23 protein-coding genes are annotated in these 26,704 nt (G+C 48.8%); 16 read left to right on the plus strand and 7 right to left on the minus strand.

Annotated features, from left to right (window positions below; all coding sequences use genetic code 11):
* Positions 1-194: hypothetical protein (locus tag BUF15_RS27905; RefSeq protein WP_234981263.1), on the minus strand; the 194-nt coding region annotated here is incomplete at its 3' end.
* 772 nt (positions 195-966) lie between these two features.
* Between BUF15_RS27905 and BUF15_RS24240 the strand changes: the two genes are divergently transcribed.
* Positions 967-1,371 carry a hypothetical protein gene (locus BUF15_RS24240; RefSeq protein WP_073616657.1) on the plus strand — a complete coding sequence of 135 codons (405 nt, stop codon included), beginning with the start codon at positions 967-969 and terminating at the stop codon, positions 1,369-1,371.
* A gap of 221 nt (positions 1,372-1,592) precedes the next feature.
* Here the strand turns inward: BUF15_RS24240 and BUF15_RS24245 are convergent, their stop codons facing one another.
* A complete protein-coding gene (locus BUF15_RS24245) occupies positions 1,593-4,442 on the minus strand; it encodes an ATP-binding protein (RefSeq protein WP_234981264.1) in 2,850 nt (949 codons plus the stop codon).
* 727 nt (positions 4,443-5,169) lie between these two features.
* Between BUF15_RS24245 and BUF15_RS24250 the strand changes: the two genes are divergently transcribed.
* The gene (locus BUF15_RS24250) at positions 5,170-5,460 is read left to right on the plus strand and encodes a hypothetical protein (RefSeq protein ID WP_073616661.1); all 291 of its coding nucleotides are present in this window, start codon (positions 5,170-5,172) and stop codon (positions 5,458-5,460) included.
* 128 nt (positions 5,461-5,588) lie between these two features.
* Here BUF15_RS24250 and BUF15_RS24255 read toward each other — a convergent pair whose 3' ends face one another.
* Positions 5,589-7,451 (minus strand): sigma 54-interacting transcriptional regulator, encoded by a 1,863-nt coding sequence (locus BUF15_RS24255; RefSeq protein WP_073616663.1) that lies wholly within the window; start codon positions 7,449-7,451, stop codon positions 5,589-5,591.
* Positions 7,452-7,723: 272 nt separating this feature from the next.
* Between BUF15_RS24255 and BUF15_RS27250 the strand changes: the two genes are divergently transcribed.
* The 8 genes from BUF15_RS27250 to BUF15_RS24290 all read left to right on the plus strand — a co-directional run bounded on the left by BUF15_RS27250 (position 7,724) and on the right by BUF15_RS24290 (position 15,474).
* Entirely contained in the window at positions 7,724-7,873 is a 150-nt protein-coding gene (locus BUF15_RS27250; protein ID WP_159441376.1) for a hypothetical protein, read from the plus strand.
* Positions 7,874-8,689 carry a tripartite tricarboxylate transporter substrate binding protein gene (locus BUF15_RS24260; protein ID WP_143170867.1) on the plus strand — a complete coding sequence of 272 codons (816 nt, stop codon included), beginning with the start codon at positions 7,874-7,876 and terminating at the stop codon, positions 8,687-8,689.
* 83 nt (positions 8,690-8,772) lie between these two features.
* Complete coding sequence (locus BUF15_RS24265; RefSeq protein WP_200802474.1) at positions 8,773-10,323, plus strand: tripartite tricarboxylate transporter permease; 1,551 nt, start codon at positions 8,773-8,775, stop codon at positions 10,321-10,323.
* Between the two features lie 2 nt (positions 10,324-10,325).
* The gene (locus BUF15_RS24270; RefSeq protein ID WP_073616665.1) at positions 10,326-10,796 is read left to right on the plus strand and encodes a tripartite tricarboxylate transporter TctB family protein; all 471 of its coding nucleotides are present in this window, start codon (positions 10,326-10,328) and stop codon (positions 10,794-10,796) included.
* A gap of 43 nt (positions 10,797-10,839) precedes the next feature.
* Complete coding sequence (locus BUF15_RS24275) at positions 10,840-11,925, plus strand: tartrate dehydrogenase (RefSeq protein ID WP_073616667.1); 1,086 nt, start codon at positions 10,840-10,842, stop codon at positions 11,923-11,925.
* A 261-nt stretch (positions 11,926-12,186) separates the two neighbouring features.
* Positions 12,187-13,086: a L(+)-tartrate dehydratase subunit alpha gene (ttdA, locus tag BUF15_RS24280; RefSeq protein ID WP_073616669.1), complete on the plus strand. Its 900-nt coding sequence runs from the start codon at positions 12,187-12,189 to the stop codon at positions 13,084-13,086.
* Positions 13,083-13,688 (plus strand): L(+)-tartrate dehydratase subunit beta, encoded by a 606-nt coding sequence (gene ttdB / locus BUF15_RS24285; protein ID WP_073616671.1) that lies wholly within the window; start codon positions 13,083-13,085, stop codon positions 13,686-13,688. The genes ttdA and ttdB overlap by 4 nt, the downstream gene beginning before the upstream one ends.
* A gap of 55 nt (positions 13,689-13,743) precedes the next feature.
* On the plus strand, positions 13,744-15,474 hold the full coding sequence (locus BUF15_RS24290) for a tannase/feruloyl esterase family alpha/beta hydrolase (protein WP_073616673.1): 1,731 nt from the start codon (positions 13,744-13,746) through the stop codon (positions 15,472-15,474).
* 501 nt (positions 15,475-15,975) lie between these two features.
* Here the strand turns inward: BUF15_RS24290 and BUF15_RS28520 are convergent.
* Positions 15,976-16,284, minus strand: a complete 309-nt coding sequence (locus BUF15_RS28520; protein WP_143170868.1) for a transposase — start codon at positions 16,282-16,284, stop codon at positions 15,976-15,978.
* A 182-nt stretch (positions 16,285-16,466) separates the two neighbouring features.
* Between BUF15_RS28520 and BUF15_RS24300 the strand changes: the two genes are divergently transcribed.
* The 6 genes from BUF15_RS24300 (at position 16,467) to BUF15_RS24325 (ending at position 24,410) form a co-directional block, all read left to right on the plus strand.
* Entirely contained in the window at positions 16,467-17,009 is a 543-nt protein-coding gene (locus BUF15_RS24300) for a helix-turn-helix domain-containing protein (RefSeq protein WP_073616677.1), read from the plus strand.
* Between the two features lie 256 nt (positions 17,010-17,265).
* The gene (locus BUF15_RS24305) at positions 17,266-18,702 is read left to right on the plus strand and encodes a thiolase domain-containing protein (RefSeq protein WP_073616679.1); all 1,437 of its coding nucleotides are present in this window, start codon (positions 17,266-17,268) and stop codon (positions 18,700-18,702) included.
* Positions 18,703-18,713: 11 nt separating this feature from the next.
* A complete protein-coding gene (locus tag BUF15_RS24310; RefSeq protein ID WP_073616681.1) occupies positions 18,714-19,304 on the plus strand; it encodes a Zn-ribbon domain-containing OB-fold protein in 591 nt (196 codons plus the stop codon).
* A gap of 150 nt (positions 19,305-19,454) precedes the next feature.
* Complete coding sequence (locus tag BUF15_RS24315) at positions 19,455-21,110, plus strand: AMP-binding protein (protein ID WP_073616683.1); 1,656 nt, start codon at positions 19,455-19,457, stop codon at positions 21,108-21,110.
* Positions 21,111-21,155: 45 nt separating this feature from the next.
* Positions 21,156-23,105 carry an acetoacetate--CoA ligase gene (locus tag BUF15_RS24320; RefSeq protein ID WP_073616685.1) on the plus strand — a complete coding sequence of 650 codons (1,950 nt, stop codon included), beginning with the start codon at positions 21,156-21,158 and terminating at the stop codon, positions 23,103-23,105.
* Positions 23,106-23,240: 135 nt separating this feature from the next.
* Positions 23,241-24,410, plus strand: a complete 1,170-nt coding sequence (locus tag BUF15_RS24325) for an isovaleryl-CoA dehydrogenase (protein ID WP_073616687.1) — start codon at positions 23,241-23,243, stop codon at positions 24,408-24,410.
* Positions 24,411-24,632: 222 nt separating this feature from the next.
* Here the strand turns inward: BUF15_RS24325 and BUF15_RS24330 are convergent, their stop codons facing one another.
* From BUF15_RS24330 to BUF15_RS24340, 3 genes are all read right to left on the minus strand, one after another.
* A complete protein-coding gene (locus tag BUF15_RS24330) occupies positions 24,633-25,010 on the minus strand; it encodes an EAL domain-containing protein (protein WP_143170869.1) in 378 nt (125 codons plus the stop codon).
* 234 nt (positions 25,011-25,244) lie between these two features.
* Positions 25,245-26,501, minus strand: a complete 1,257-nt coding sequence (locus BUF15_RS24335) for an EAL and HDOD domain-containing protein (protein ID WP_073616691.1) — start codon at positions 26,499-26,501, stop codon at positions 25,245-25,247.
* 11 nt (positions 26,502-26,512) lie between these two features.
* On the minus strand, positions 26,513-26,704 hold a 192-nt coding region (locus BUF15_RS24340; RefSeq protein ID WP_143170870.1), incomplete at its 5' end, for a diguanylate cyclase domain-containing protein.

The following is a 26,704-nucleotide window of genomic DNA, read 5'->3' on the forward strand; positions in this document are numbered from 1 at the left end:
AGAGGCTTTCGCCCCGGATAACGATAATTGGTTATATTTTTCGGTACATATCGTTCAACCTGGACAAGTTCCAGAATTGATACCAATCGTTCCTCCTGTTCAGTTAACGGTGTTGGCAAGCATTGGTTTAGATGAGGAAATAGACTTCCTTGGACACGTCCCATCAACCATGATATCGTGTCTATGAGCTTCATGGCATTCTCCTTGGATTGGTTTTGCTGGATACAAAACTATACCAGGAAATGCCATGAAGCTCTATTATTTCAGCGTGTTAAATCAAAATACTCCCTGATTCTGTTATTGCACGTCTTTTTGCAAGAGGCTCATTGGTTAAAAATTCTATACATGCACATGCAAAAACAAACAAAAGCCATGCCGGTGTTAGCAGGGTTCTGTGTACAGAAATGAGGACGCAAATCTCGTACCCCGCAACCGGTGTTGGCCGCACGACTGGCCTCAATCAAGAAGAAAACATCCAAACAGCTAGAGGAGATATTTTTTGCCTTTTATACCCATGGCCCTCTTCCGGCAAGAGCCGGTATAGAATTTTAACAAAAGAAAACATGTTCTTGGTGTTATTCGGCCAACATTTTTACGCCGATGTAGGCTGTAAATACGTTGTGGGGAAATTACAATCCTACGCTTCTATGCGAGGTCTCAAGATGTCATCTACAGCATCTTTATTGAGCTGGATGAAAATTTTTGGGCAAAAACTCATGTTCAGTTTTAGCTATTAAAGAGGTGTTCATTAACCTGCGGGGATATTCTAAATAGGCTCCCGCGAATGTTGTAAGGCAAGTGAAAATACCACAACCTTCTTGGGCGGTCTCAAATTGAAGATTTGTATTTCCAACTCGAAACGCCTAGTTTCGAAGTCTGATGGAGATTTCCTGAGCCATTTCACATCAAGGTGTATACTTCAGTTAGGGCATATTGCTCCAACATCCCCAACCCAGGAGGTGTAACATGAAATTATCCAAGGCAGTCGATTTCCATCTGCAGTATCATCGGACCAACTCCAAAAAAAATACCGTCAAGACATGTGAGTTTGTCCTCAACCGTTTCACTGTTCGATTTGGCAAACGTGATCTCGTCAGTATATCCGAGGAAGAAGACCTCGAATTTCTGCTCTCTCTGACGAAAAACAACAAACAGGCGACCAAAAGGAACAGATACTCGGTACTCGCATCTTTGTACAACTTCATTATCAACACCGGCCACCCCGCACTTGCCAATTCCTGCAACACATCTGTGATCAGAAAAATCTTCAAGCGTCCCCCGGCGATCCAGTGGAATATCGTCGACAAGGAAACTGTCGATGAGATCATCTTTCGAACCATGAACACCCGGAACAGGCTTATGCTAGAATAGGTTATTGACCGATCCCATGATTTCAGTAAACATTTTAGCTGGCATACTGTATTCCAAACCTTAGATTGTCAGCTAATATGTCTGTTTTACTGAGCTCAGTATTTATTGAGCTGAGACCAGTTTTTATCAGGGGACGGAACTGGATAAACAGGACAATGGTCCAGGCTACTTTCAAATCTTTTGTTCTTGTGATTTGAGATAATTCCCTTGGAATACTGGTTTCATAGGTCGCTCTCTGTGAAACGTGCACGTACCTGAGACAACAGCTTACCGAGTTCCACCTGGTTGAAAGGTTTTTGCAAAAATCCATCTATTGTCCTGCCTAACCATTGGTCTAGCTGTGCAGTCCGTGGAAAGCCGCTCATCAGTACAATTGGCACGTTCGGATTGACTTTGCGTAGCTGCTCAGCTATTTCCAATCCCATAAATTTGGGCATTACCATGTCTACTAAAACGGCCACGAGTTCCGCTTGGTTGGCCAAAAAGAGCTCAGCTGCCTTCTCAGGCTCACCCAGTGCAATTGTCGTATATCCGAGGGACTCAAGCTGCATCACCGTTGAGACAAGCACTAACTCCTCATCGTCTATGACCAGCACCAGTCCCGATCCGCTGATCAATGGTTCAGGCTCCGATTGAGTCGAGGCTTGTTCTGCAGAGACCACTGGCAGGTAGAGGCTGAATCTGCTTCCTTTGCCAATCTCGCTATCGACGGTCACTGCACCGTGATGCGAAGCCATTGTGCCAAATACGGCAGCAAGGCCGAGCCCCGTCCCCTTGCCAACTTCCTTGGTCGTGAAAAACGGCTCGAATACATTCTGTATGACTTCTGGTGCGATCCCCTCACCGGTGTCAGTGACAGTAATATGCACGTAGTCACCGGGGATTACCGCAAAACCCCCAAGAGTACATTGGTCATCTTCAAGAACGACGTTTCGTGTTGAAATTATGAGAGACCCGCCAGAAGGCATTGCATCGCGTGCATTGACCCCGAGATTAAGTAGGGCGCTTTGCAGCTGCGATGGGTCTCCAACCACTCTCGATTGCGTTGCACCCAAATCCATTGAGAGCATGATTCGCCGGTCGATGGTCCTTTCAAGTAGAGCGATCGTCTCTTTCACGATTTCGTGGACGTCGACGGGAGTCGACAAGTATTTACCCTTTCGCGCAAAGGAAAGAAGTTTTGAGGTCAGCTTTGCCGCTCGTCCAGCAGCAGATATGATTGTGTCGCGCAATCCTTTCTGTAGTTCTACGGGATATTCCGGCGATAGAAGCTCAGCCGAACCGAGAATTGCCGACAACATGTTGTTGAAATCGTGGGCTACTCCGCCTGCCAACTGACCTAAGGCGTCCAGTTTCTGGGATTGGTGCAGTGCGTTTTCCATCGCTCGCTGTTCGGTCAGATCCCGAACAGTCACAACAACGAGCTTACGACCTTCGTGAGGAAACAATCTGGCGCGAAGTTCAGCTTCGAACATGGTGCCATCAACACGTTGACAGTACCAGTTAGTTTCTTGAGGAACGCCACTTAAAGCGCCTTCATAAAGGCGCCTTCCAGCCTCTTCAGACTCGTCGCCATTCGCCTGGCGCTCTGCGGCCATCAACCAAGGTGGTCGCGTCTCACTGGCTTCTATTTCGAACATTTCTCGATAGGGATGATTCGAGTCAACGACGACGCCCCCCTCAATAACGGCTATCGCGTGGGGAACGGCGTCAAATAATGTGCGGAAGTACTCTTCGCTCACTTGCAATCGATGTGTCATAAGCTCGTCTTCGGTTACGTCCCGCATGACGCCAACAACCTTAATTGTTTTACTATTGTTGTTCCCCTGAACGAGCCCGCTCAACTTAAGGTGACGAATTATATTCCTTGCCAGCGTGATGCGAACTCTCTCTTCGAGAAACCCGGATCCGGCCTGGCATATAACTTTATGCAGATGTAATCTGTCCTCCTGGAGTACATTCGCCAGCCACTGCTCGGTTGTAAAGCTGAAAACATCTGGAGGAAGCTGCATCAGCTTGGCGGTTGTTTCATCGCAAACGACGTGGTTTGTATTTCTTTCCAATTCCCAGACACCGAGCTTGGCAGAGTTGGTTGCCAGCCTCATTCTTTCATGAAGGCTGCGAATGTTTTGGGCTGCTAAATCGTTTCGTCGCTGAACAATGAGCATCATAGTGCAACCTGCCACAAGCAATGCTGCTACGAAAAGGTGAAGCTTCACGTCACGCCACCACTGAGTGAGCGCCAAAGGTTCCAAGAAGCCCGCAACCATCAACAACGGTAATTTACCCACTTGGCATGCACTCCAAATTCGAGCAGGTTCCATTCCGAATGCTTGGCCAACCATTGAAGCCCGCCCATTTTGAAGCCCATCGGACACAAGCTGGTCATCGAAGGTCTTCCCAAGCCACTCTGCGTTCATTGGATTACTCGCTACCATCATGCGGTTTTTATCGAAAGCGACGAAGAACCACTGCGACTGGTCGACAGCTGTCATCTCGGACTTCAATGATTCGGCAGAAATCGTAAATATAACGATCCCGGCGAATCTTCCGTCGGTGGTTTGGATCCGACGGGACACCAATAGCCCCCATTCATGTGCAACTCGTGAGAAATACGTCTCAGATAAGCGAAACAGGTCGTCTTGTGCCTGGCGTTGCTCCTGGAAGTAAGGGCGGTCGTAGATTGTTTGCGTAGGTACTGAATCCAAATTCGAATAGACAAATTGGCCCTCGGCCGAGGCGACGTGAACACGCTCAACCTTGGGCATCCGATCTTGCCAATGTTTTAGCAGAGTGCGCATTTCCGCCTCACGCTCCCGAGTGGCCGGAGAAGGGCCATTGATAATCTCCTCTGCCGAGATAACATCGCGAATTGCAAGCAATCCGCTATCAAACCGCGAAAATACTGCAGCTATGCGATCGGCAGTTGACTGCGCCCGGTTCGCCGCTCGGGTCTCTATCAACTGGAGGGTGCGTTGGCGCGATTCGTTGAGCACCCATGCCTGGAAAAACAGAACGATGCCGACTATGATCACGGCTGTGACTGTAACGACCTTGGTCAGATGACTCACCAAACGAAATCCTCCACGGCACGAAAAAGGAAAGGTATTAAGAAGAATTTTTAAACGAGCAAGTTATTGCATATTTTTCGTGTAACACATTGTTAATTATGGATTCTTGTGCAGCACCGATTCCGGACAAGGAATTTGTTTCCCCACCTCCCTTACTCATGCACCGTTAGCTGAATGTTCAAGAAAGTTGAAGAGATCCCACCAGCCAGAACGCCTCAAGCACTGTGACAATATTGGACGCTGACATAACGCTATCGGCCATAATAAAGAAGAGATCACAGGGATTCTGCTGATCGTAATCCCATCAGGATACCGGGTAGACAAACGATATACACAACCATGTCGGATGGTTCTGTAGTCAACGGCAGGCAGCAATTTTTCAAAAATGTCCTTCGATTACAAAACATTCCGAACCTCTTTCAGAAATAACTACAACACAAATTTGACTACGATATCACGCTTATTATAGCATAAAAATGGCACGCTGTACTAGGATCCTAGGCAAAGCATGGATCAACCTGGAAAGTTAACATCATGACTGTAATAGCTGACAATGTATGAGTTTTTTTAAGAAACATGCGAACTAAATCCAGGCCAACCTCCTCGATATTTTAATGTCCGCCTTCCGACCATTGATTTCCTCATCGAAGCCGACCGCGACCTACAGCAGCTCACCCACATTTCCAAAGACCTTCTTGACAACACCGAAGGTGGTTCCGAGAGAGCAATGAACGTAAACGCGTCTGCCGAGGAGATGAGTACCAATCTGAACACTGTTGCAGCGGCAATGGAAGAGTCGACAACCAATGCCAATATGGTCGCATCAGTAGTGGAAGAGATGAGCGCGACCATCAACCAGATCTCGGCTAATACCGAAAAGGCCAGATTCGTGTCAAATGAAGCCGTCCAGCCGTCTCAGAGTACATCAGAGAAAATGAACGCATTGGGTGAAGCGGCAGAAAAGATAGGCATAGTCACTCAAACTATAACGGAAATTTCCGAGATCATCGCGGGGTAAACGATATCGTTGGCACCATCGCCACGGTAATTGTGGAACAGACACAGCCACCAGCGAGATCGCCAACAACATCTCCCAGGCCAGTCAAGTTATGCAGGAGGTGAATGAAAACATCCTGCCGCAATTCTTTAAATTGTCATCCGTTTAAGCTTACGCCACAGGGTTGATCGGCTGATGCCCAGTATTTTTGCAGCTTCAGAATGCTTGCCACGGCTTAGAATCATTGCCTGCCTTATATCTTCCATCTCATCATTACGCAATTTGACGTGGATTTCGCTCTCATGTTTATCTTCAAGATGCTGTTTAACAATCTCAGGGCTGATTTTTCTGCCTTTCATTGTTGCCAGGATGCGCTCAATGATGTTTTGAAGTTCTCGGATATTTCCGGGCCAATTATACATTGCCAATTCTTTCATGGCTTTATTGGAAAATTCCAATTTGCGATTCATTCTGGCAGCATGTGTGTTAAGGAAATAACAGGCAAGAGCTGCCACATCTTCAAGGCGTTCGCGCAGGGGGAAAAGTTTAAGTTGCAAAACATTCAGTCGATAATACAGATCTGCTCGAAACTCATTTTCGACAACAAGGCTCTTGAGAGGCTTGTTGGTAGCGGCTATGATCCTGACGTCAACCGGTGTCACCCTGTCGCTGCCAAGACGCATCACCTGCTTTTCCTGCAAGACCCGTAACAGTTTTCCCTGGGTCATGTATTTCATTTCGGCAATCTCATCCAGGAAAAGTGTCCCACCATGGGCGATCTCAAAGAGGCCTGCCTTCCCTTTCTGGCTGGCGCCGGTGAAAGCTCCCCCCACATAACCGAACAGTTCGCTTTCCAGAATCTGTTCAGGCAGGGCGGCACAATTCAATGCCACAAAAGGGCCGTTATGGCGGCGACTACCATTATGGATACTCTGGGCAAAGACCTCCTTGCCCGTTCCTGTTTCTCCCAGGATGAGGATTGAGGAATCGGTAAGGGCGAAATCTTTGGCCAAGGTGACGGTCTTCTGCAACTGGGCACTTGTTCCGATAATATTATCAAAGCAGAAATTCGCAACATGACCGGAAGCGAAAAGGCGTCTTCTTACCTTGGCTTCCATCTGCTGCAGTTTTGTCACATCCTGGAAGTTAATCACCGCTCCAACGACCTTATCGTTCACACGGATTGGGATCTTGTTACAGACTACCTGCTCGTTGTTGATATTCAGCAGTTGGGCTAAATCAGCTTTGCCTGAGTTGAGTATCTTGTGAAGCTCGAGGTCTGACCAAATTTCCTGGATATGACGTCCTATGGCCGTGGTAGCACTGGTCTGCGTGACCCTCTCTGCAACAGGGTTGAATATTGTAATCAACCCTTTTGCATTTACTGAAATAATACCGTCGTATGCGTAATCCAGAACAACTCGAAAAAGATTTCCTTTGGTTTTTTCCCGCTGTTTGGCCAAAGCGATATTTTTTGCTTCCTGTGCGGCCTGTTGCATGCTTTCAAGGCTATTCTCTATGACGGCAAAGGGGACTCTATACTTATTGGCAACTTTACCGGTAATCGCTCCTCCGACAATGATGTCGACATTATCCTCGATAGCTGCAAGAACCTTTGGCTCAACCTCGTTTTCACTCTCCATGGGGTAAAACCGAAGAGATGTGCCAGGCATTGTGCCATAATGGTTGAGCCCCGATATCATGGAGGAGAAGGCAACGACTCCGATGCTCTTTCCATGTAATTTAGCTCTTTCGATGGTCTGGAAAATATCGAGGACAGTAAAGGGGATATCGACCACCGAGTATTCGGGGTTGGCATTTCTGATCATGAACGCAGTTCTGCCCCGGCTAATGAAGATCTCAACACCTTCCTGAAAAAGTTTTGCCGCCTGACTGACACCTTCATTCATCAGGCCGATTTCGATACGGATATCTTGATGCTTGGCCTCAAACGCTCGCCGGGTTTGTTCCTCGAGAGATGTGTCAGGGAGAATACAACCGATTATCGACATAAAAGACTCCTTTTGCAACTTAATGAGACGGTTTGAAACAATTGTGCAACAAAATCTGTTTTCTATCAACTCATTATTTGCAAGTATCGATATTTACATGTTATTTTATTTTGGCACAAATATAGCACTGTTGGTAATGATGATTCAGAAAAAGGCATTTGTGTTCCTGAACGATAGTCGCAATTCGGTGTTCAGGCGTCGGTTGACGGCTAAAATGCGTAAATGTTTTTTGATGCGGTTCAAAAAACCAACCCTGTCTAGGAGGAAAAGGAATGAAAGGATTCAAAATTGCTGCGGTCTTGACGTTGTTCTTTGTTGCAGGAATTCTCCCGCTTTCGGCAATGGCGGAAAAGTATCCGAGTGAGCCACTGAATTACATCCTTTGTTTCAACCCAGGAGGTGAAACGGACATCACTGCATGAATTCAGGAAGGTCCACTAAAAAAATATTTTCCTGAAGGGATCGTTATTTCATATAAAGTTGGAGGTGGCGGGTCCGTTGGCTGGTCGGAACTTGTTACCAGCAAGCCTGATGGATACACTGTTGCAGGATTTAACCTGCCGCATATCGTCCTGCAGCCTCTTACCCGCGGTAATGCCGGTTACAAGACTGAGGACCTCAAACCGGTTTACTTTTTCCAGAGTACCCCGAACATTTTGGTTGTCCGTAACGACAGCCCCTTCAAAACGCTCAAAGATCTTGTTGACTTTGCGAAAGAAAACCCAGGCGTAGTTACAGCAGGCGGTAGCGGTAGCAGTTCTGCCAATGAGATGGGTGTTCTCCTCTTAAACAAAGCTGCCGACATCAAAATGACCTATATCCCCTTTACCGGCTCTGGTGCGGCAACGCCAGCACTGCTGGGTGGTCATGTTGGTTCACTCATGACGTATTCAACCATGGCAATTCAGTATAAGGACAAATTCAGGGCACTGGCAATCATGTCAGAAGAAAGAATGGAAGTTCTGCCTGATGTTCCGACCTTCAAAGAGCTCGGTTACGATATCGTAGAAGGGGCGTATCGTGGAGCCGCTGCTCCCCCGGCAACGGCAGATGAAACTGTCAAATATCTGGCTGATGCCTTTGAGAAAGTTATGAAAGAACCGGATGTCATGCAGAAAATGAAAGAGAACGGTTTCAAATCCGAATTCCTGGGACCTGACGCATCGGCAGCCCTCATCAAGCAGAAAGTGGCAGAGTACACTGTGCTTCTCGGTGAAATGGGCCTGTTGAAAAAATAATCCTTAAATGTTGTTGGTCCTTTTGTAGGGGCTATGACACGGATAGCCCCTACAAAAAATACGTTTTGGGAAGGAGAAACAATTTGTTAGAGCATATTCTATTGGGTTTGACCCATGTGATAACATTTGAAAACCTGATGCTGGTGTTGTTCGGAACAGTTGCCGGTATGGTAGTCGGTTCTCTGCCAGGACTAACTGCAACCATGGCGGTTGCATTGCTGGTTCCATTTACCTATACCATGAGCCCGGTAGCTGGTCTTGTCGCACTTGGTGCTATTTATATGGGCTGCATCTATGGTGGATGTTTCAGTGCCATCCTGATCAATACACCAGGCACCCCGAGCTCCATAGGCACGACGTTTGACGGCTATCCGCTGGCCAAATCTGGAAGGGGCGAAGAGGCAATCGTTTCCGCTACCGTCGGGTCGGCCTTTGGTGGTGTTGTCGGCGTCGTAGCCCTGATTTTCCTGAGTCCCCCCTTGGCACAGCTGGCCCTTAAGTTTGGCCCTGCAGAGTATTTCTGGGTAGGAATCTTCGGCTTGACAATAATTTCAAGCTTGGCGAAAGGATCTTTTCTGAAAGGAATGACCGGAGCGGCCTTTGGCGTCCTGATCTCGACGGTTGGAATCGCTCCCATTGGCGGTGATGTCCGTTTCACCTTTGGCAGTCCAAGTATGCAGGGCGGTTTCAACCTGATTGTCATCCTGATTGGCCTGTTTTGCGTTCCTGAACTGTTAAGTATGGTGTTTAAAGGCGTAAAAAATCATCAAGCCATTGAGTATCGCCGTAGAAGCGGTGTCCTTTGGGAAACAACACGCAAGATTTTCTCTAAACCCGTCAATCTTATCAGATCATCGATTATTGGAACAGTGATCGGTATTCTACCGGGAGCGGGAGGTAATATCGCCAATCTTGTCGCTTACAATGAAGCTAAAAGAGCTTCTAAAGAGCCGGAAACTTTTGGTAAAGGCAATATTGAAGGGGTGGTTGCCACTGAATCCGCCAACAACGCTGTTGTCGGCGGCGGTATGATTCCTCTGGTAACCCTCGGCATTCCCGGTGCTCCGCCTGATGCAATTATCTACGGCGTTCTCATGATGCAGGGCTTGCGCCCCGGTCCAGAACTCTTTGCTGAACGAGCTGACATTACTTATACCTTTATGCTCGCGCTCGGACTCTCAGCCATAGTTATGATTCCTGTCGGAATTTATGGAGGCCGGCTCCTCAGTCGTTTTGTGGGAACCTTGCCTCCGAAGTTCCTTGTCCCCGGAATCGGTATTCTCACCATCATCGGTTCTTATGCAATCCGCAGCAACTACACTGACGTTATTCTGATGCTGGCCTTTGGGTTGGTTGGATTTGCGTTGCGGTATCTTGGGTTTCATGGTGCACCCATTGTCCTGGGACTTATTCTCGGCCCCATCATGGAAGAAGGACTGGTACAGTCGTATCTCATGGGACAGGGGTATTCCTGGCCCTATACGACCTTGTTTGTCAATCCACTTTCATGGATCCTGATAGCCATGTCTGCCTTCTCTTTCCTCTGGCCATATTTTGGCAAATTCAAGGGGATGCTGACAAAACCTGCTGCTGTCGGAAATGTTAAAACCAACTTAACAGAGAAAAGAGACTGATTATGAATGCCATGATGCGTGATCTTTTAGGCTCTGCTTTTATGCTCATTTTTGTTGTTTCCCTCTGGGTACAACGTGATTTCACCACCCCCTTTGGCGGTATTTTCCCCGACATCTGGATAGGTTGCCTGGTTGCCTTGGTGGCAATAACGATTTTGCTGACATGGACTCCATGGCGTGCCGTCAAAGATGGTGAAGACGACAATGGAAAATCAACAGGTGGCCATTGGTTTGATATGGCTGTTGTCGGGGGCATCCTGTTTACATGGGCGGTCTTGCTGCGCTATGTGGGTTTTATGACAACTGGAATTATTGGTTTCACGAGTATTTCCTGGTTTTTGAATGATCGGCGGAATTCTGTCCGTGGATTTATTGAGAGTGCGTTGGTTGGGGTAGCAATGGTCGGGGTGTTGATCCTGGTTTTTGAATATGGGCTCAAGGTTCCGCTCCCGAAGGGAAATATATTCAACTGACAGTCATGTGGGATGATGTCTCGGCATTCCAGGAGGTAGTATTTTGAAACAATTACAAATCGCATCCATACCCGGTGATGGTATCGGCAAAGAGACTGTTGCAGCTGGCCGCAAAGTTCTCGACACTGCCTGTGAAGTGCATGGCGGTGTAACCTTTGAATATCTTGATATAGATTGGAGCTGCGAATATTACAAGCAACACGGGCAGATGATGCCGGACAACGGACTGGATATCCTGCGCCCCTGCGATGCGATCTACCTGGGTGCTGTAGGTTTTCCCGGAGTGCCTGATCATGTTTCACTCTGGGGGCTGCTGCTGCCTATCCGGAGAACGTTCAGACAGTATGTGAATCTTCGACCTGTCAAGCTAATGGCGGGGGTGCAGACGCCACTTGCCAATCGCTATCCCGGAGATATCGATTTTCTTGTGGTGCGCGAAAATAACGAAGGTGAATACTCAAACATGGGTGGACGTTTGTACCAGGGAACCAATGAGGAGGTCGTCGTCCAGAACACAGTATTCACTCGTGCTGGTGTTGAACGGGTAGTCAGGTATGCATTTGAACTCGCTATAAAAAACGGCCGGAAGAAAGTGAGCTCGGCAACGAAATCAAACGGCATTAACTATACCATGCCTTTTTGGGATGAGATATTTGCCGAAATAAGCAGTGAGTATCCGGAAATTGAGAATAATCAGTATCATATCGATGCGTTATGCGCCCGTTTTGTTACTCATCCCGATGAATTTGATGTTGTCGTTGCTAGCAATCTGTTTGGGGATATCCTTACCGATCTCGGACCTGCCATTGCCGGGAGCATTGGCATTGCGCCATCCGCAAATATCAATCCAACCAGAGCGTACCCTTCTATGTTCGAACCTGTTCATGGATCTGCTCCTGATATTGCGGGCAAGGGAATTGCTAACCCAATGGGGCAGATCTGGTGCGGGGCTATGATGTTTGATCATCTTGGCTATCAGGATTGCGGGGACTTGGTTATGCGAGCTCTGGCCGATACCTTAGCCGCTGGCACGACTACGGCAGACATAGGCGGTCATGCCAACACCATGGAAGTTACCGAAGCTGTTTGCCGGAGGATCAAGAAGCTTGCTGGCTCCGTGCCGTCTTGAAACACACGTGATGATGAAGACGAAAATTACCTGACATCGATATGAAGTGACACCTGAGCCGCGATTGCCTCCTGTTTTTCGCCAGGATTGCCAGCCTGCTTATCTGGCTGACAGCTTTCGAACGCTTTTCGTTGAAGCTGCCGAAAATGCTGCAGGTATGAGGTGCGTCTTTTTAACACTCAAGGCATTGAAATGATGAGATGTTGGTAAAGTTCCAACGATTGATACCCAACAGATAACCTGGTCAATAAGGAGTAATATATGCACCATGATCAAGCAGTAGCTATCATGACCGATATCATGGCGAAATTTACCAATTATATCGGAAAACACCTTCCCGACGACATCATGGAAACGCTCGGACGGCTGCGTGCTACCGAGAATAGTCCATTGGCAAAGGTGGTATATGATTCGATGTTTGAGAACCTCAAAAAGGCGGATGAATTGAATCGGCCCTGTTGTCAGGACACCGGCGTGATCCAGTTTTTCCTGAAGGCAGGCGCTGATTTCCCCTTGTTGTCCGATATCCGGCCGATTCTTGATGAAGCCGTTCGTAGAGCGACTCAGGAGGCTCCTTTGCGCCATAACGCAGTGGAGATTTTTCTCGAGAAGAATACCGGAAACAACACTGGCGACCGTATCCCCTGGATTGATTGGGATATTGTCCCCAATGACTCCGGCATCACCGTTGAAGTCTATATGGCCGGTGGCGGCTGTAGTCTGCCGGGACAAGGCAAGACCCTTATGCCTGCGGCCGGCTATGAAGGCGTGACCCAGTTTGTCTTCGATGTCATGACCTCGTATGGCGTCAATGCCTGTCCGCCGCTGCTGGTAGGAATAGGAATTGGCGGCTCGATTGAGGTTGCCGCGAACCTTTCCAAAAAAGCCCTGTTTCGGCCCATCGGCTCACGGAATCCAGATCCGCGTGGATCCGACATGGAAATCCTTATCGAAAAAGGACTGAATGAGATCGGTATCGGACCCCAGGGACTGAGCGGCACAAATTCAGTAATGGGCGTGCATATTGAAAAAGCTGCAAGGCACCCATCGACTATCAGTGTCGCTGTATCGGTCGGTTGCTGGGCCCACCGTCGCGGTACTATTCATATCAACAAAGACATGAGCTATGAGATACTATCCCACAAGGGGGTGATATTGTGAAAAAAATCCTGCAAACTCCGATTGCCAGCAAAGATATCGAACAGTTAGACATCGGCGATATCGTCTTTCTTGACGGTTACCTTATTACGTGTCGTGACATGGCACATCGGCGACTTATTGATCTTGGGATGAAACTACCGGTTGATCTTGAAGGCATGGCCATTCTTCATGCCGGTCCGATTGTTGCCAAAGATGGTGAAAGCTGGCAAATGGTCTCAATTGGTCCAACCACCAGCATGCGAATGGAAGTCCATGAAAAAGAGTTTATCAAGCAGACCGGTGTGAAACTCATTATCGGCAAGGGAGGTATGGGACCGGAAACAGTTGAAGGATGTGCCGCTCACAAGGCGGTCCATGCTGTTTTTCCGGGCGGCTGTGCCGTGCTCGCAGCCAGTCGGGTTGAGCAGATTGAAAGAGTCGAATGGCTTGACTTGGGTATGCCCGAGGCTTTGTGGGTCTGCCGGGTCAAGGAGTTTGGGCCGCTGATTATCTCTATTGATGCCAAGGGCAATAACCTTTTTGACAAAAACAAAGCTGATTTCAACGATAAAAAGGGGCCGATAGTTGAGGAAATCTCAAAACATATTCGTTTTATAAAGTAGTAGGTTGGCTGAGCAAGAGGCGTAGGTGAGATGCGAAACTTATAAAGGAGAGAACATGAAACGAACTGTTTTTCTTGTTGTAAGCATGTTAGCCGGTTCCATGGTTGCCGTAGGAGTTAACGCCAAACAGCATAATGTTCCAACTGAAAGGACTCCTGTCATAGAATGCCAGGACCTTGCAGATGCTTTTCGCTATCCAAATACGACAATCACGACGACCGAGCTGGCGGCAGAGCGTTCGGTAGAGGTTGCCGGGATAGGACCAATGCCCGAACACTGCATTGTAACGGGAAAAATGAATGAACGGGTTAGCCCTGTCGACGGCCAAAACTATGCGATCGGTTTTCAAATGCGTCTGCCTACAAAATGGCAGGGGCGTTTCTTTTACCAGGCCAATGGCGGTGTAGATGGCAGGATTGTTGATGCTTTCGGTGATATCCTTGGTGGCGGACCAACGAGCAACGGGTTGCTGAAGGGTTTTGCCGTCATAAGCTCCGATGCCGGCCACAGTATGGTTCGAGGTTCGCTCATCGGCGGTGGGCTTTTCGGTATCGATCCCCAGGCACGTCTGGATTATGGTTATAACGCAGTGGCTGAATTGACACCCATGGCCAAGAACCTTATCAAAACCTATTATGGCAGAGTCCCAGCCAGGTCCTATATGGTGGGGACTTCCAATGGTGGCCGTCATACCATGGTTGCCGCCTCATGGCTGGCAGAGGAATATGATGGATTTCTTGCAAGTGCCCCTGGCTTTAACCTGCCAAAAGCAGCAGTCGCCCAGCTATGGGGGGTGCAGCAATATGCAACCATTGCCGATAACGGCTCCAATGGACGTCCCGATATCTCGTCAAGTTTTTCACCCGAGGATACCGCCATGGTTTCCGATGCAATTCTCGCCAAATGCGATGCGCTTGACGGGGTAGGGGACGACATGGTAGGCGATCCGGTAAGCTGCCAGGAGCAGTTTTCCATTCAGACGGATATTCCCACCTGTGAAGGCGAAAGCAGAGAAGGTTGCCTTACCTATGGTCAAAAAGCGGTGCTGGCTCGCGTCCATAACGGAGCGCAAGACAGCTCAGGTAAACATCTCTACAGTAATTTTTTCTGGGATCCAGGCATCCGTTCCGCCGGCTGGCGCACCTGGAAGTTCGCTAACTCGACAAATAGCCGCGATCCGTTGGCAGTAGGTTTTGTTTTTATGACACCTCCCAAGGATCCTGTGGTGTTAGACGGAACTGGTACTACCCTGCTTGATTTCGCCCTCAACTGGAATGGCACTGGCTTCGATGTGGACAGGGATGCTCCAAAGATCTATGCCACGAATGAAATATATGCCGAGTCAGCTATGTCCTTCATGACCCCTCCTGATCTGCTCATGAAGAAACTGCATGCTACAAAAGGTAAAATGATCGTTGTGCATGGAACTGGTGATCCGGTTTTTTCTGCTGCTGACACGGTGAAATGGTATGAAGCATTGACCGCCCATTACAAGAAACACACCACCGATTTTGCTCGCCTCTTTTTAGTGCCGGGCATGAATCACAGTCGAGGCGGTCCCGCATGCGATCAGTATGATCTGGTCGATGCTTTGGTGCAGTGGGTGGAAAAAGGTGTTAGGCCAACGGCGGTTATTGCAAAAGCACGCGGGGATGGTAATCCGGAAGTGCCAGCTACTTGGGCTCCGGATCGGTCGAGACCTCTGTGTGTTTATCCGGCTGTTCCCGTATATAAGGGGGATGGGGACGTTGAAGATGCCTCGAGCTTCTCGTGTAAAATCCAATAAAAAGATCAGCTGAAACAACCATGCTTTCCACACTGGGGGCTGCTTAATCTGCTGGTAGTCCCCAGTGTGTGCCGGAGCTATTTTCAAAATCCCTTTTTGCGCCTAGGAAATGCCGTCAAACAAGATAACACGCCAGGCTCTCATCTCTTTTTCTAATATATACTTTTCGTCAAAGCAGAAGCCATCCCAGGCTCGCAAGCCAATACGACCACTTCCAGTCCTAAAAAATTTGCTCCAATTCTTCACTCGAGACTACAATTGTATCTAGGAAATTGTACTGTCCTCAAAACCTAGCAACATACAATCAGTCTGAGACCAAACCTTATCTATAACTCTTACAGAACATCAGGTGATCATGATTAGTGACATTGCCTACTGGCATTCCCTAGACCTTTCTTGGGTAAACTTTAGGTCGTAGTTACTCCATTTCTTATCAATTCTCTAGATTTAGCCTGTCCTACCCTGTCAGGAAACACCTTATCCTGACCATTTTTCGAACCTTTAAGGTTGGCAGCGCATACCTTCAACTTGATTTTGCACGATACTGTTGCGTATCGTCCATCTTGGCATCATACTTCGAGCGTCAGTTATATAAATAGCGTCACTGATGTGATGCCTACCACAAAGATCGGCGATTTTCATGCCGGCTTGCGCCTGTTCCAATATTCTCATGATCTGCTCTTCGTTGAACCGTTTCGTTTTCATGTCTACCTCCTGTCTTGCGGATGGATAGAATGAAATAAATAACTTTGCAATGGTATTGTCTTCTGGGATACCGTCAATCACATTACCTGCGCCGTTGTACGGCACGTGATTCTGCTCTGTAGGAAAAATACATACGTTTTGTTTGCATCAGAGTTTTTTTACTCAATGCGTTTGTTATTCTTGACTCATACTGAAAATTCAGCATAGGATAATATTAACTAATGCAAAAGATATACGATGGTCAGGGGAGGTTTTTCCTAGATCTTATTCTACATGTGTGAGGTTGCATGAATATTGGTCCGTTGATCAGGAAGGCAAGAAAGGAACGCAGATTGACGCTCAAGGCTGTGGCTGAAAAAGCCTCGATTTCAGAAGGTTTTCTCAGCCAGGTTGAAAATGATGTGAATTCACCGTCGGTAGACACCCTCATGAGGATCTGCAAGGCCATCGATGTAAATCCCGGAGATCTCATAACTCAGGCAAGCCAACAACAGCAAATTATCCTTATGAGAAAATCGGAGTGGGAAGATATTGATCTGTCTCACACCGGTTTTGTAACCCGGCGTTTTTTTCCACCGGAAGAACGGACAATTATTGACTCGGCAATTCTGGTTCTCGCCCCCGGAAAATCCATTCCGGTAAGAAAAGATATCAAGCAGGGGCAGGAGGTGCTCTGTGTACTCAAAGGTGAGGTTGAGCTGATGCTGAGTGATAAAAAATACGTGCTTGCTGAGGGGGACTCGGTGCATTTCCGGTCCAATCCCGCCAGCCAGGCGATAACCAACAAAAGCAGCATAATGAGTTTTGTTCTCTGGGTGGGAACACTCTGATATCTATATGGAGATCAGTAACCAGGTGATGAGCCGTATCGGTGCGAAATTACCAGTAAGCAGGAGAGATGTGAAATACGGAGGCCTTGGGATGCAGATGTAGTTGAACAGGCGAGGACCTCAATCTTGACGGAAGTGCGAAAAGCCAAAATGCCTGGATGATAAACAGGCTGATTCAGCGGGTTACAAAGCCGAACGGTCGGTTGAAGATGTTTCTGGCGGGACCGGCAATCTTAACCATCAAGGAGACCGAGGTATGATCACATTCAGCAAACAACAGTTGAAAATTCCTCAGCTGCAGAAGCCAGTCTATCTGGTATCGGCTGGACAGTCCAAGTTTGACCGTGCCTTTCCGGACAAACGCACAGAAGAACTCTGTATCGAATCGTTTGTGATGGCCGCAGAGTTACTCAATATGTCCCCGGCAGACCTGAAACGGTATATCCACAGTTGTTATTATGGTCATTTCGCTGATCATTTTGGCGATCAGCTTTTGGGCGAATCGGTGATTCATGACCGGCTGGGATTGGACCCGCTCGGCAATGTCGGCGTGAAAACAGGAGGAGCCACTGGTGGATCTACCCTATGGGAAGGCGTGAAAGCTGTAGCCTCAGGGTACTCGGATTGTGTGCTGGTCATGGGCTGGGAGAGGATGGATGAGGTCCCCACTGATGAGGGAAATTTTCTCATCTCTTGCGCCGCGGACAAGGATTGGGAGTCACCGCTTGGCCATATCTATACCGGGTATTATGCGGTTATGGCCCAGCGCTACTGGCAGATTTTCGGCAAGTCGGAAGAGTCCTTTAGAAAAACGCTGGCAGAAATCTCTGTGAAACATCATGGCTATGCCAGGTTCAATCCTTTTGCCCAGGCACCGATGAAGATAACTGTCGACGATGTCCTCAAGTCTCCGGTCGTCGCCTATCCCCTGCGGGCTCTTGACTGCTGCCTGATGAGTGTCGGCGCTGCGTGTGCCATCCTCTGTGATGAAAAGACCGCTGTTGCCCTCACCAGCAACTCGAAAAACAAACCATTACGGATCTTTGTCTCGGCAGGTTCCCATACCCTTCGTCCTGCTGACCGCAGGGATATGGATATCCCCCTGTTGCCTAACGAAAAAGCAGATCAATATCGAGATCTTGGCGACCGTTTCCCTGGCGGTGACAGGTATCCAGGTTTTACCGGATTTCTCGCAGCCAGAATGGCCGCCTATTATGGCTACGGCATGACAGGCATCACCGATCCCACTGATGACCTTGATGTGATTGAGCTGCACGACGCCTTTACTATCAGCGATGTTCAGACCTATGAGGATGTCGGTATCCGGCCTTATGGATATGGGCGGGATTATGTTGAATCGGGGGATTGCTATCATACCAATCCACATACCGGAAAACCTGGGAAGCTACCATCCAACCTGTCCGGCGGGTTGATCGGCTGCATGCATTCGGTAGGGGCCACCGGGATTATGCAGACCTTTGAGGTTGCCTGTCATCTCTGGAACCGGTGGGAAGAGATGCATGGCGAGGAAAAGCTCTGGAAGAAATTCAATCGTGAAAAGCCAAAAGATTGGACGAACCTGCAGGTAAAAGGCGCAAAACGGGGGATGGCAATCAGCCACGCCGGTGTAGGATCCCATGTAACGGCAACCATTCTCATGGACCCAGACCACTTGATCAGGAAAGATGCCTAAAGGAGACGACTATGAGCATGTTCGGACAGGTCTTTGTGAAAGATAATAAATACAAACTGAAGGGCGATTTTCATCATCTGACTCCCTGCACCCCGATTCGGGATGCCGATTCCGGTTTCAAGCTGCTCGGTGTTACCAACCCGCGGGATATGACCTATATGCATTCCTATGGCGGGGAGGCAGTTTTCTTCGAATCGCTGAGCAAAGGCAAATTGCTGGCCACCCGCTGTGATCAGTTCGAGTGTGAGTCCAAAGGGTCGGTATACATACCTTTCCGGATCCACTGCCCGGATTGCCTTGCCAAAAATACGGTTATAGACCTTACCGATGTCGCGAGGAAAACGGCAAGGGTACACACCTTCATGGTCTGTGAACGATCCGGTGCGTTCAATATGCTCGACACACCGATCAAGTTCATAAATATCGAGTTCGATGGTGTGGCGACTATCCTGATGAGCTACCTCAGCATTGGTGAACCCGACATGCAGATGCGCGTGGTGCCGATCTTCAGGACGAGTGGGCCGACATTTACAATTCTTGACCTGTCGTGGGTACCTGAAGGCACCCGTGAAGATCAACTTCCTGAAGGATTTAGCTTCTAGCCGACACCTTCAACCTGAGAATTACACAATATTCTGGTGTTGTTCCATGCCCTGACGGGACCGGATGGCAGGGGGGATGTCCACCTGTCAGGGCTTTTACCGTCAACATACATTGCAACTCACTACCACTTCTTTCTTCAGGAGGATCGGATGAACAGGCCCGACATCAGAGTAGGCAGTGCAACAATCGGTAATCTTGTGGATATTCTGGCAGAAAATCTCGGAGACAACATAGGCCTGGAATACCATGAACTCGGGATTAAACAGAATTTCAGACAATTGCGGGAGAAGTTCGATGAGGTGGCCAAGGGCCTGATGGCCCTTGGTATTCAAGAAGGTGACAAGGTTGCCATCTGGGCCAACAATCTCCCGGAGTGGGTCTATACCCAATATGGCAGCGCCCGGATGGGGGCAGTACTTGTAACCGTTAATACCAGCTATCGCAGCAATGAACTTGAGTACCTGCTGCAGCAATCTGATACCACGACCCTCATACTTACGGGTGGCGTGAGGGAACCGGACGAATATATCAAGGTGCTCAATGATGTATGTCCGATGATCCGCGACAGTGAACCAGGGAAGATCAATTGTAAAAAATTGCCATTTTTAAAGAATATCATCTATCTCGGCAAAGAGAAGATGGCAGGTATGTTCAATTGGGATGAGGTGTTGGAGATGGGCAAGCGGGTGTCGGACGAAGAGCTGAAAGCCCGTCTCGACTCGCTGAAGCCCGATGACGTAATAAACATGCAGTACACTTCCGGAACCACCGGTTTTCCCAAGGGGGTCATGCTTTCCCACACAAACCTCATCGGTAACGCCATGAGCATGGCGGAATGCATGAAGCTGACACCTGATGATGCCATGTGCATACCTGTACCGTTTTTCCATTGTTTCGGCTGTGTTATCGGCACGCTGTGCTGCATGGTGTCCGGAACGACTATGGCCCCGGTGGTTTCGTTTACCCCGCGCAATACGCTGAAGACTGTCGAGGCATCAAGATGCAATGCCCTTCTTGGTGTGCCGACGATGTTTATCGCCGAGTTTGAGGAGATGGATAAGAACACATACGACGTCTCATCGTTACGCACCGGGGTTATGGCCGGCTCAACATGCCCTGTTGAGGTAATGAAACGGGTGATCAAGGATATGGGGGCAAACGAGATGACTATCGTTTACGGCCAGACCGAAGCTTCTCCCGGTATCACCCAGACCAGGGATCACGATTCCCTGGAGCTGAAGACCACCACAGTAGGCAAGGCGTTACCCAATGTCGAAGTGAAAATCGTCGATCCGGTTGATAACCGGGAGTTGCCTTTTGGTGAACAGGGTGAGCTCTGCACCAGGGGTTATCACGTGATGAAAGGCTATTACAAGATGCCGGATGCGACTGCAAAAACGATCGACAGCGACAAGTGGCTGCATACCGGCGACCTGGCCGTGATGGATGAAAACGGCTACTGCAAGATAACGGGCCGTATCAAGGATATGATCATCCGCGGCGGAGAAAACATCTACCCGCGCGAGATCGAGGAGTTTCTCTATACCTTCCCGAAGATCAAGGATGTTCAGGTTGTGGGCATTCCCAGCGAGAAATACGGTGAGGAAGTTGCCGCTTTCATCCAGCTGAAAATCGGACAGGTGGCAACGGACAAGGAGATCTCGGCATTCTGCAAGGACAAGATATCGTTTCATAAGATACCGAAATATATCTTTTTTGTTGATACATATCCTACGACGGCCAGCGGCAAGATCCAGAAGTACAAGCTCAGGGAAATGGCGAAAAGGAACCTGGCCATAGAGTGAACCTGCTGGTGTTTGGAACAACTCTTTCAATAACGAGGTGGACCAATGACAGAACCCCTTTGGAAGCCATCGGAGCAACGGATAAGACAATCCAACATGTATCGATTCATGCAGCAGGTGAATCTGCGGCATGGCACCTCCTTTGCCGACTATGACGATCTCTACCAATGGTCGGTAACAGAACTTGAAGCGTTCTGGGCCGAGGTCTGGGAGTTCACCGGGGTCAGGGCTTCGGTGGGGTACACGGCGGTCATTGACGATTCAACCCGGATGCCTGGCGCTACCTGGTTTGCCGGAAGCAGGCTGAACTTCGCTGAAAATCTGCTGCGCTTCAGGGATAAAAGGATAGCCATTATTTTCAGAGGAGAGGATCGTATTCGCAGAACGCTCACGTATGACGAACTGTATACGGCAGTCGCCAGAACTGCATTGGCGCTTCGTCATTCGGGTGTCGTGTCGGGTGATAGGGTTGTCGGTTTCATGCCAAACATGCCGGAGTCGATTATTGCCATGTTGGCCGCGACAAGCCTCGGCGCTGTCTGGTCTTCATGCTCGCCCGATTTCGGGATCAAGGGTGTGCTGGACAGGTTCGGCCAGACAAAACCCAAAGTGCTTTTCACTGCAGATGGTTATTTCTTCAAGGGCAAATCGATTGATTCACTGGAAAAAATTGCAGGTATCGTTCAGGAGATTCCCTCGCTGGAGAAAATTGTCGTGGTGCCGTATGTTGGGGAATATCCCGATGTTTCCGCTCTTCCTCATGCGGTGATTTTTGATGATTTCAGCAGAAACGATGCACGCGAGATGGAGTTTGTCCAGCTTCCTTTTGGCCATCCGCTCTATATCATGTACAGCTCTGGGACGACTGGGCTGCCGAAATGCATGGTACAGAGCGCTGGCGGCGTGTTGCTTCACCAGTTGAAGGAGCTGGTGCTCCATACCGACCTGAAACGTGAAGATACCATTTTTTACTTCACTACCTGCGGCTGGATGATGTGGAATTGGTTGACCACCTCGCTTGCTGCCGGGGCGACGCTCATGCTGTATGACGGCAATCCCTTTCATCCGGCTCCCGATGCCTTGTGGAGAATGGCTGAAGAGGAGAACATATCGATCTTCGGAACAAGTGCCGGGTATATTGCCGCGTTGAAAAGTATGGGCGTAAAGCCACGCAGGCAGTTTGCCCTGGCTTCACTGAAAACGATGTTGTCCACCGGCTCCCCGCTTTCCCGCGAAGATTTTCATTTCATCTATAGTGAAGTCAAGGCTGATCTACAGCTTGCCTCGATCTCCGGCGGTTCTGATCTGAACGGTTGTTTCGCCCTGGGCAACCCAATGGGGCCGGTCTATGAGGGCGAATTACAGTGCCGGGGACTGGGCATGAAAGTCTTTGCCTATGATGAGAACGGCTCACCTGTCGTCGGCCAAAAAGGTGAACTGGTCTGCACGGCACCTTTTCCCTCCATGCCTATCTATTTCTGGGATGACAAAGACTGGAAAAAATATCATTCGGCCTATTTTGACGTGTTTCCTGGGGTATGGACCCATGGCGACTTCATTGAGGTGACGGAGCGAGGCGGCGTCATCATTTACGGCCGGTCAGATGCAACACTTAACCCCGGAGGGGTGCGAATCGGAACAGCCGAAATTTACCGGGTCATGGAACAGGTAGAGGACGTGGATGATAGTGTTGTTGTTGGTCAGGAATGGCAGAATGACACCCGGATAGTTCTCTTCGTCAAGATGAAGCCTGGCAAAGAGCTTACTGCTGAACTGAAAGACCGGATCAGGATGGCAATCCGGAGACATGCTTCGCCCCGCCATGTCCCGGGTAAGATAATCGCCGTTCCAGATGTGCCATATACGCTCAATATGAAGAAAGTTGAACTGGCGGTGCAGAAGATGATCCGCGGAGAAGAAGTGAAAAACAAGGATGCGCTGAAAAATCCTGAGGCGTTGGAGTTTTTTGCAGACATCCAGGAACTGAAACATTAACCGGCAATCATTACCCATTACCAGTTTGCTGACGTGAGCCTGTTGGGGATGCGAGCCTGTCTTCAATGCAATTGTACGAAAAGGTAACCGATATCAGCTCGAGAATGACACAATTCTTTGCAACGAGGATTTACTATGAAAACTTTTCCACAATTGGATTTTAACCTGGGAGATACTGCCAATCTGCTACGGGAATCCGTGAACGGATTCGTGCGTGATGAAATTGCTCCCCTTGCTGCTGAAATTGATCGAAAAGACGAGTTTCCCAGGGTTCTGTGGCAGAAAATGGGGGAGATGGGGCTTTTGGGGATTACCGTAGCCGAACAGTATGGTGGCGCAGAGATGGGCTATCTTGAACATGTTATTGCCATGGAAGAGATCAGCCGGGGCTCGGCTTCGGTCGGCCTGTCCTACGGAGCGCATTCCAATCTTTGCGTAAATCAGATCAAAAGAAATGGATCCGAGGAGCAGAAACAGCGCTACCTGCCGAAACTGATCAGCGGTGAGCATGTCGGTGCCCTGGCCATGAGTGAGGCTGGGGCAGGTTCCGATGTCGTCGGCATGCGGTTGAAAGCAACACGGGAGGGAGCTTCCTATATCCTCAATGGCACCAAAATGTGGATCACCAACGGCCCGATAGCCGATATTCTCGTGGTTTATGCAAAGACTTCTCCGGAAAAGAATCACAAAGGCATCACCGCATTTCTGGTGGAAAAGCATATGCCGGGTTTTTCCACCAGTCCGAAACTTGATAAGCTCGGCATGCGCGGCTCGCAAACGTGTGAATTGGTATTCGATAATTGCGAGGTGCCGGCGGCAAATATTCTCGGAGAACTGGACAAGGGTGTTGAAGTCCTGATGAGCGGTCTTGATTTTGAGCGTCTTGTTCTTGCCGGCGGACCATTGGGCATCATGGCCGCATGCATGGATGTGGTTCTACCCTATATCCACGAACGACGTCAGTTCGGTCGGGCAATAGGGGAATTTGAGCTGATGCAGGGAAAACTCGCCGATATGTATGCTAGCTGGAACGCCAGCAGGTCGTATGTATATACAGCGGCGAGGGCCGCCGATCTGGGCGGCAATATCAGGAAGGATGCAGCAGCTGTCATCCTCTACGTAGCGGAGCGGGCAACTGCGATGGCGCTTGAGGCAATCCAGTGCCTCGGCGGCTATGGCTATATCAACGAGTTCCCGACGGGGCGCTTGCTGCGCGATGCCAAACTGTATGAGATTGGAGCCGGAACGAGCGAGATCCGCAGAATGCTCATAGGGCGGGAGTTGTTCAGGGATACACAGGAATGAGAACCGACGTCATATATCTTGAAAATATGGGCAAAAAGGGGGAAGCAGCGTATTGCCGCAGCCCCCAATTGTTCGAATGAAAACATCTACTTTTAGAAATTAGACGTTATCTGTTCAGACCGGTTTTGCTTTTCGGTTCCAGCTACATGTGGGGGCTCTATTGCAGGTACCCTGATAACTAATTTCCGTGCAGCCCGTAGCGGATGTTGACCGCCCACCATTTCAGGAAACATCTAAAATCCTGGTAGCCAAATGCTGATTAAGACTGCCTGTACTAACCTTAATCATGACTGGATTCTGATAGGCTGGTCGGGCATACAGATAGCTCTGATACGTATGGCAGCCCAGATTTTCCAGAAGTCTTTGCTGCGCTTCTGTTTCCGCACCTTCTGCGATCGCATTCATACCAAAATCCCGTGTAAGATTAATAATGGTCTTAGCAATTGTTGCGTCATCCACATTAGTCAGCAAATCCCGAACAAAGGATTGGTCAATCTTTATCTGTTCCAAAGGCAGGAGCTTCAAATAGCTTAATGACGAGTAGCCGGCTCCGAGGTCATCCAGCGAGAACTGGATATCTTCCGCACGAAATGCCAACATCTTGAAAACCACGCCGTCGGAATCTTGTGCAAATACGCTTTTCCGTCAGCTCGTACTTAAGCTTATGTGGTGAAGCTTTTGGGGTAAGTTGAGCAAAACGGACAACTCTACTCTTTGGACTTTCTTAACATTAGTATCCGGGTTATTCAACATACCTCAGTGGACCACGAGCCTTTGCAATCTAACTTCATTTCAAGTTTTGCCTTTCGACTGATCACTCCAAAAACGATTACATTACCTCAAGCTGCCTGCTAACGCCTTATTCGCCCACTCAAGCGACATGGTGTAGCTGTCCATAATCTGATACGAATCGAGATGGAGACCGGCCGCGAGAATGCCCGCTTTGTCCCAGTCGGAATTCTCGAAACTGTCAACCAGCTGCAGCCAGCTTGAGAGTTTAGTCTCTTCTTTCAACAACGTCTGTTTTATCTCATCTTCAAGCGCTGCAAGGCAGTCGACGATGGCTACCATCGGGACCTGGAGTATCGCATCAAGCAAAGAAAACAATCCCACGAGAAACAGACGATTGTCCTCTTCATGCCAGCCTGAGAAACAGCTGATGGTTTCCAGGAACTTGGCCCGCTGCAGCGATATCCTCATCAACTCTTTCGTCGTGTCCGGTTGCTCAAGATCGGTGAGCAGGATTACCCTGAGCCATTGCTTTAACTGGCTGATGCCCAAATAGACCAGGGCCTGCTTTAAGGAGCCGATCCTGGAGACCAGGCCATAAATCGGACTATTCAGCATGTTGATCAGCCGCATACTGAGCGAGACGTCCCTGGTGATGAGAGAAGACAGGGTGTCAAAGTCAAGATCCTTGGCACAGAGTTGCTCCATCAGTTCAAACCGAACCCTTTCATTTGAAGACACCTTTCGCACCTTCTCCGTCTTGGGCCTTTTGAAAAAATACCCCTGAAAAAGACCAAAGCCCAGTTCCTTCAACTGCTGGAATTGCCTGGGGGTCTCGATTTTCTTGGCAAGAAAGGTGATCGGCAGCTCTGCAAACGCCTGCATTTTCTGCCGGATCTGCATCTCATCATTATCCTTTGCGTTGATAGTGGCAATATCTGCGAGACCATACGCTTCAAAATTGTTCGGGTATGCCTTGAAATCATCAATGGAAAGGCTAAAGCCGGCACGCTTCATCGCTGCAAGTTCTTTTAGAAATGCACGAGAGAATCGCGGTGAGTCCTTTACCTGGACAATGGCCGCCTGCGAATGAAGCGAATAGGGAAGTTTCTCCTCAATCGCATGTTCTGTGAAATTGATAATGACCTTGGTCCCCTTCAACAGTTTATCCGGGCACAACCCTATATTTGCCAGAACCTCCATGGAGGTCTTTAGGCTTTCCTCGCTCGCAAAAAGCGTGCTGCCACTGTGGTTACTGTCAACGAAATATATTTCATAACACCATACACGCTGGTACCCATCAAAAACAGGCTGGTGGGCAAAGAAGGCGTCATGATACGGTATGCTGTTTCCACTTGTCATGCTCTAAGCCATTACCTTTTGTTCCCGTCGGACATTTCCACAGGGGTAGCCTCGGAAAAATAATACTGATCTTTTCCCAGTGATTTGGCTTTATACATGGCCTGGTCCGCCAAGGTAACCAATTGTTCTGCCGAAACGGTGTTCTGGGGGAATATGGCGATTCCGATACTGCCGCTTACAGAACATTCGTAATCCTTGAAAGG

This window comes from Desulfopila aestuarii DSM 18488, from assembly GCF_900143695.1.
In the GTDB taxonomy this organism is placed as follows: Bacteria; Desulfobacterota; Desulfobulbia; order Desulfobulbales; family Desulfocapsaceae; genus Desulfopila; species Desulfopila aestuarii.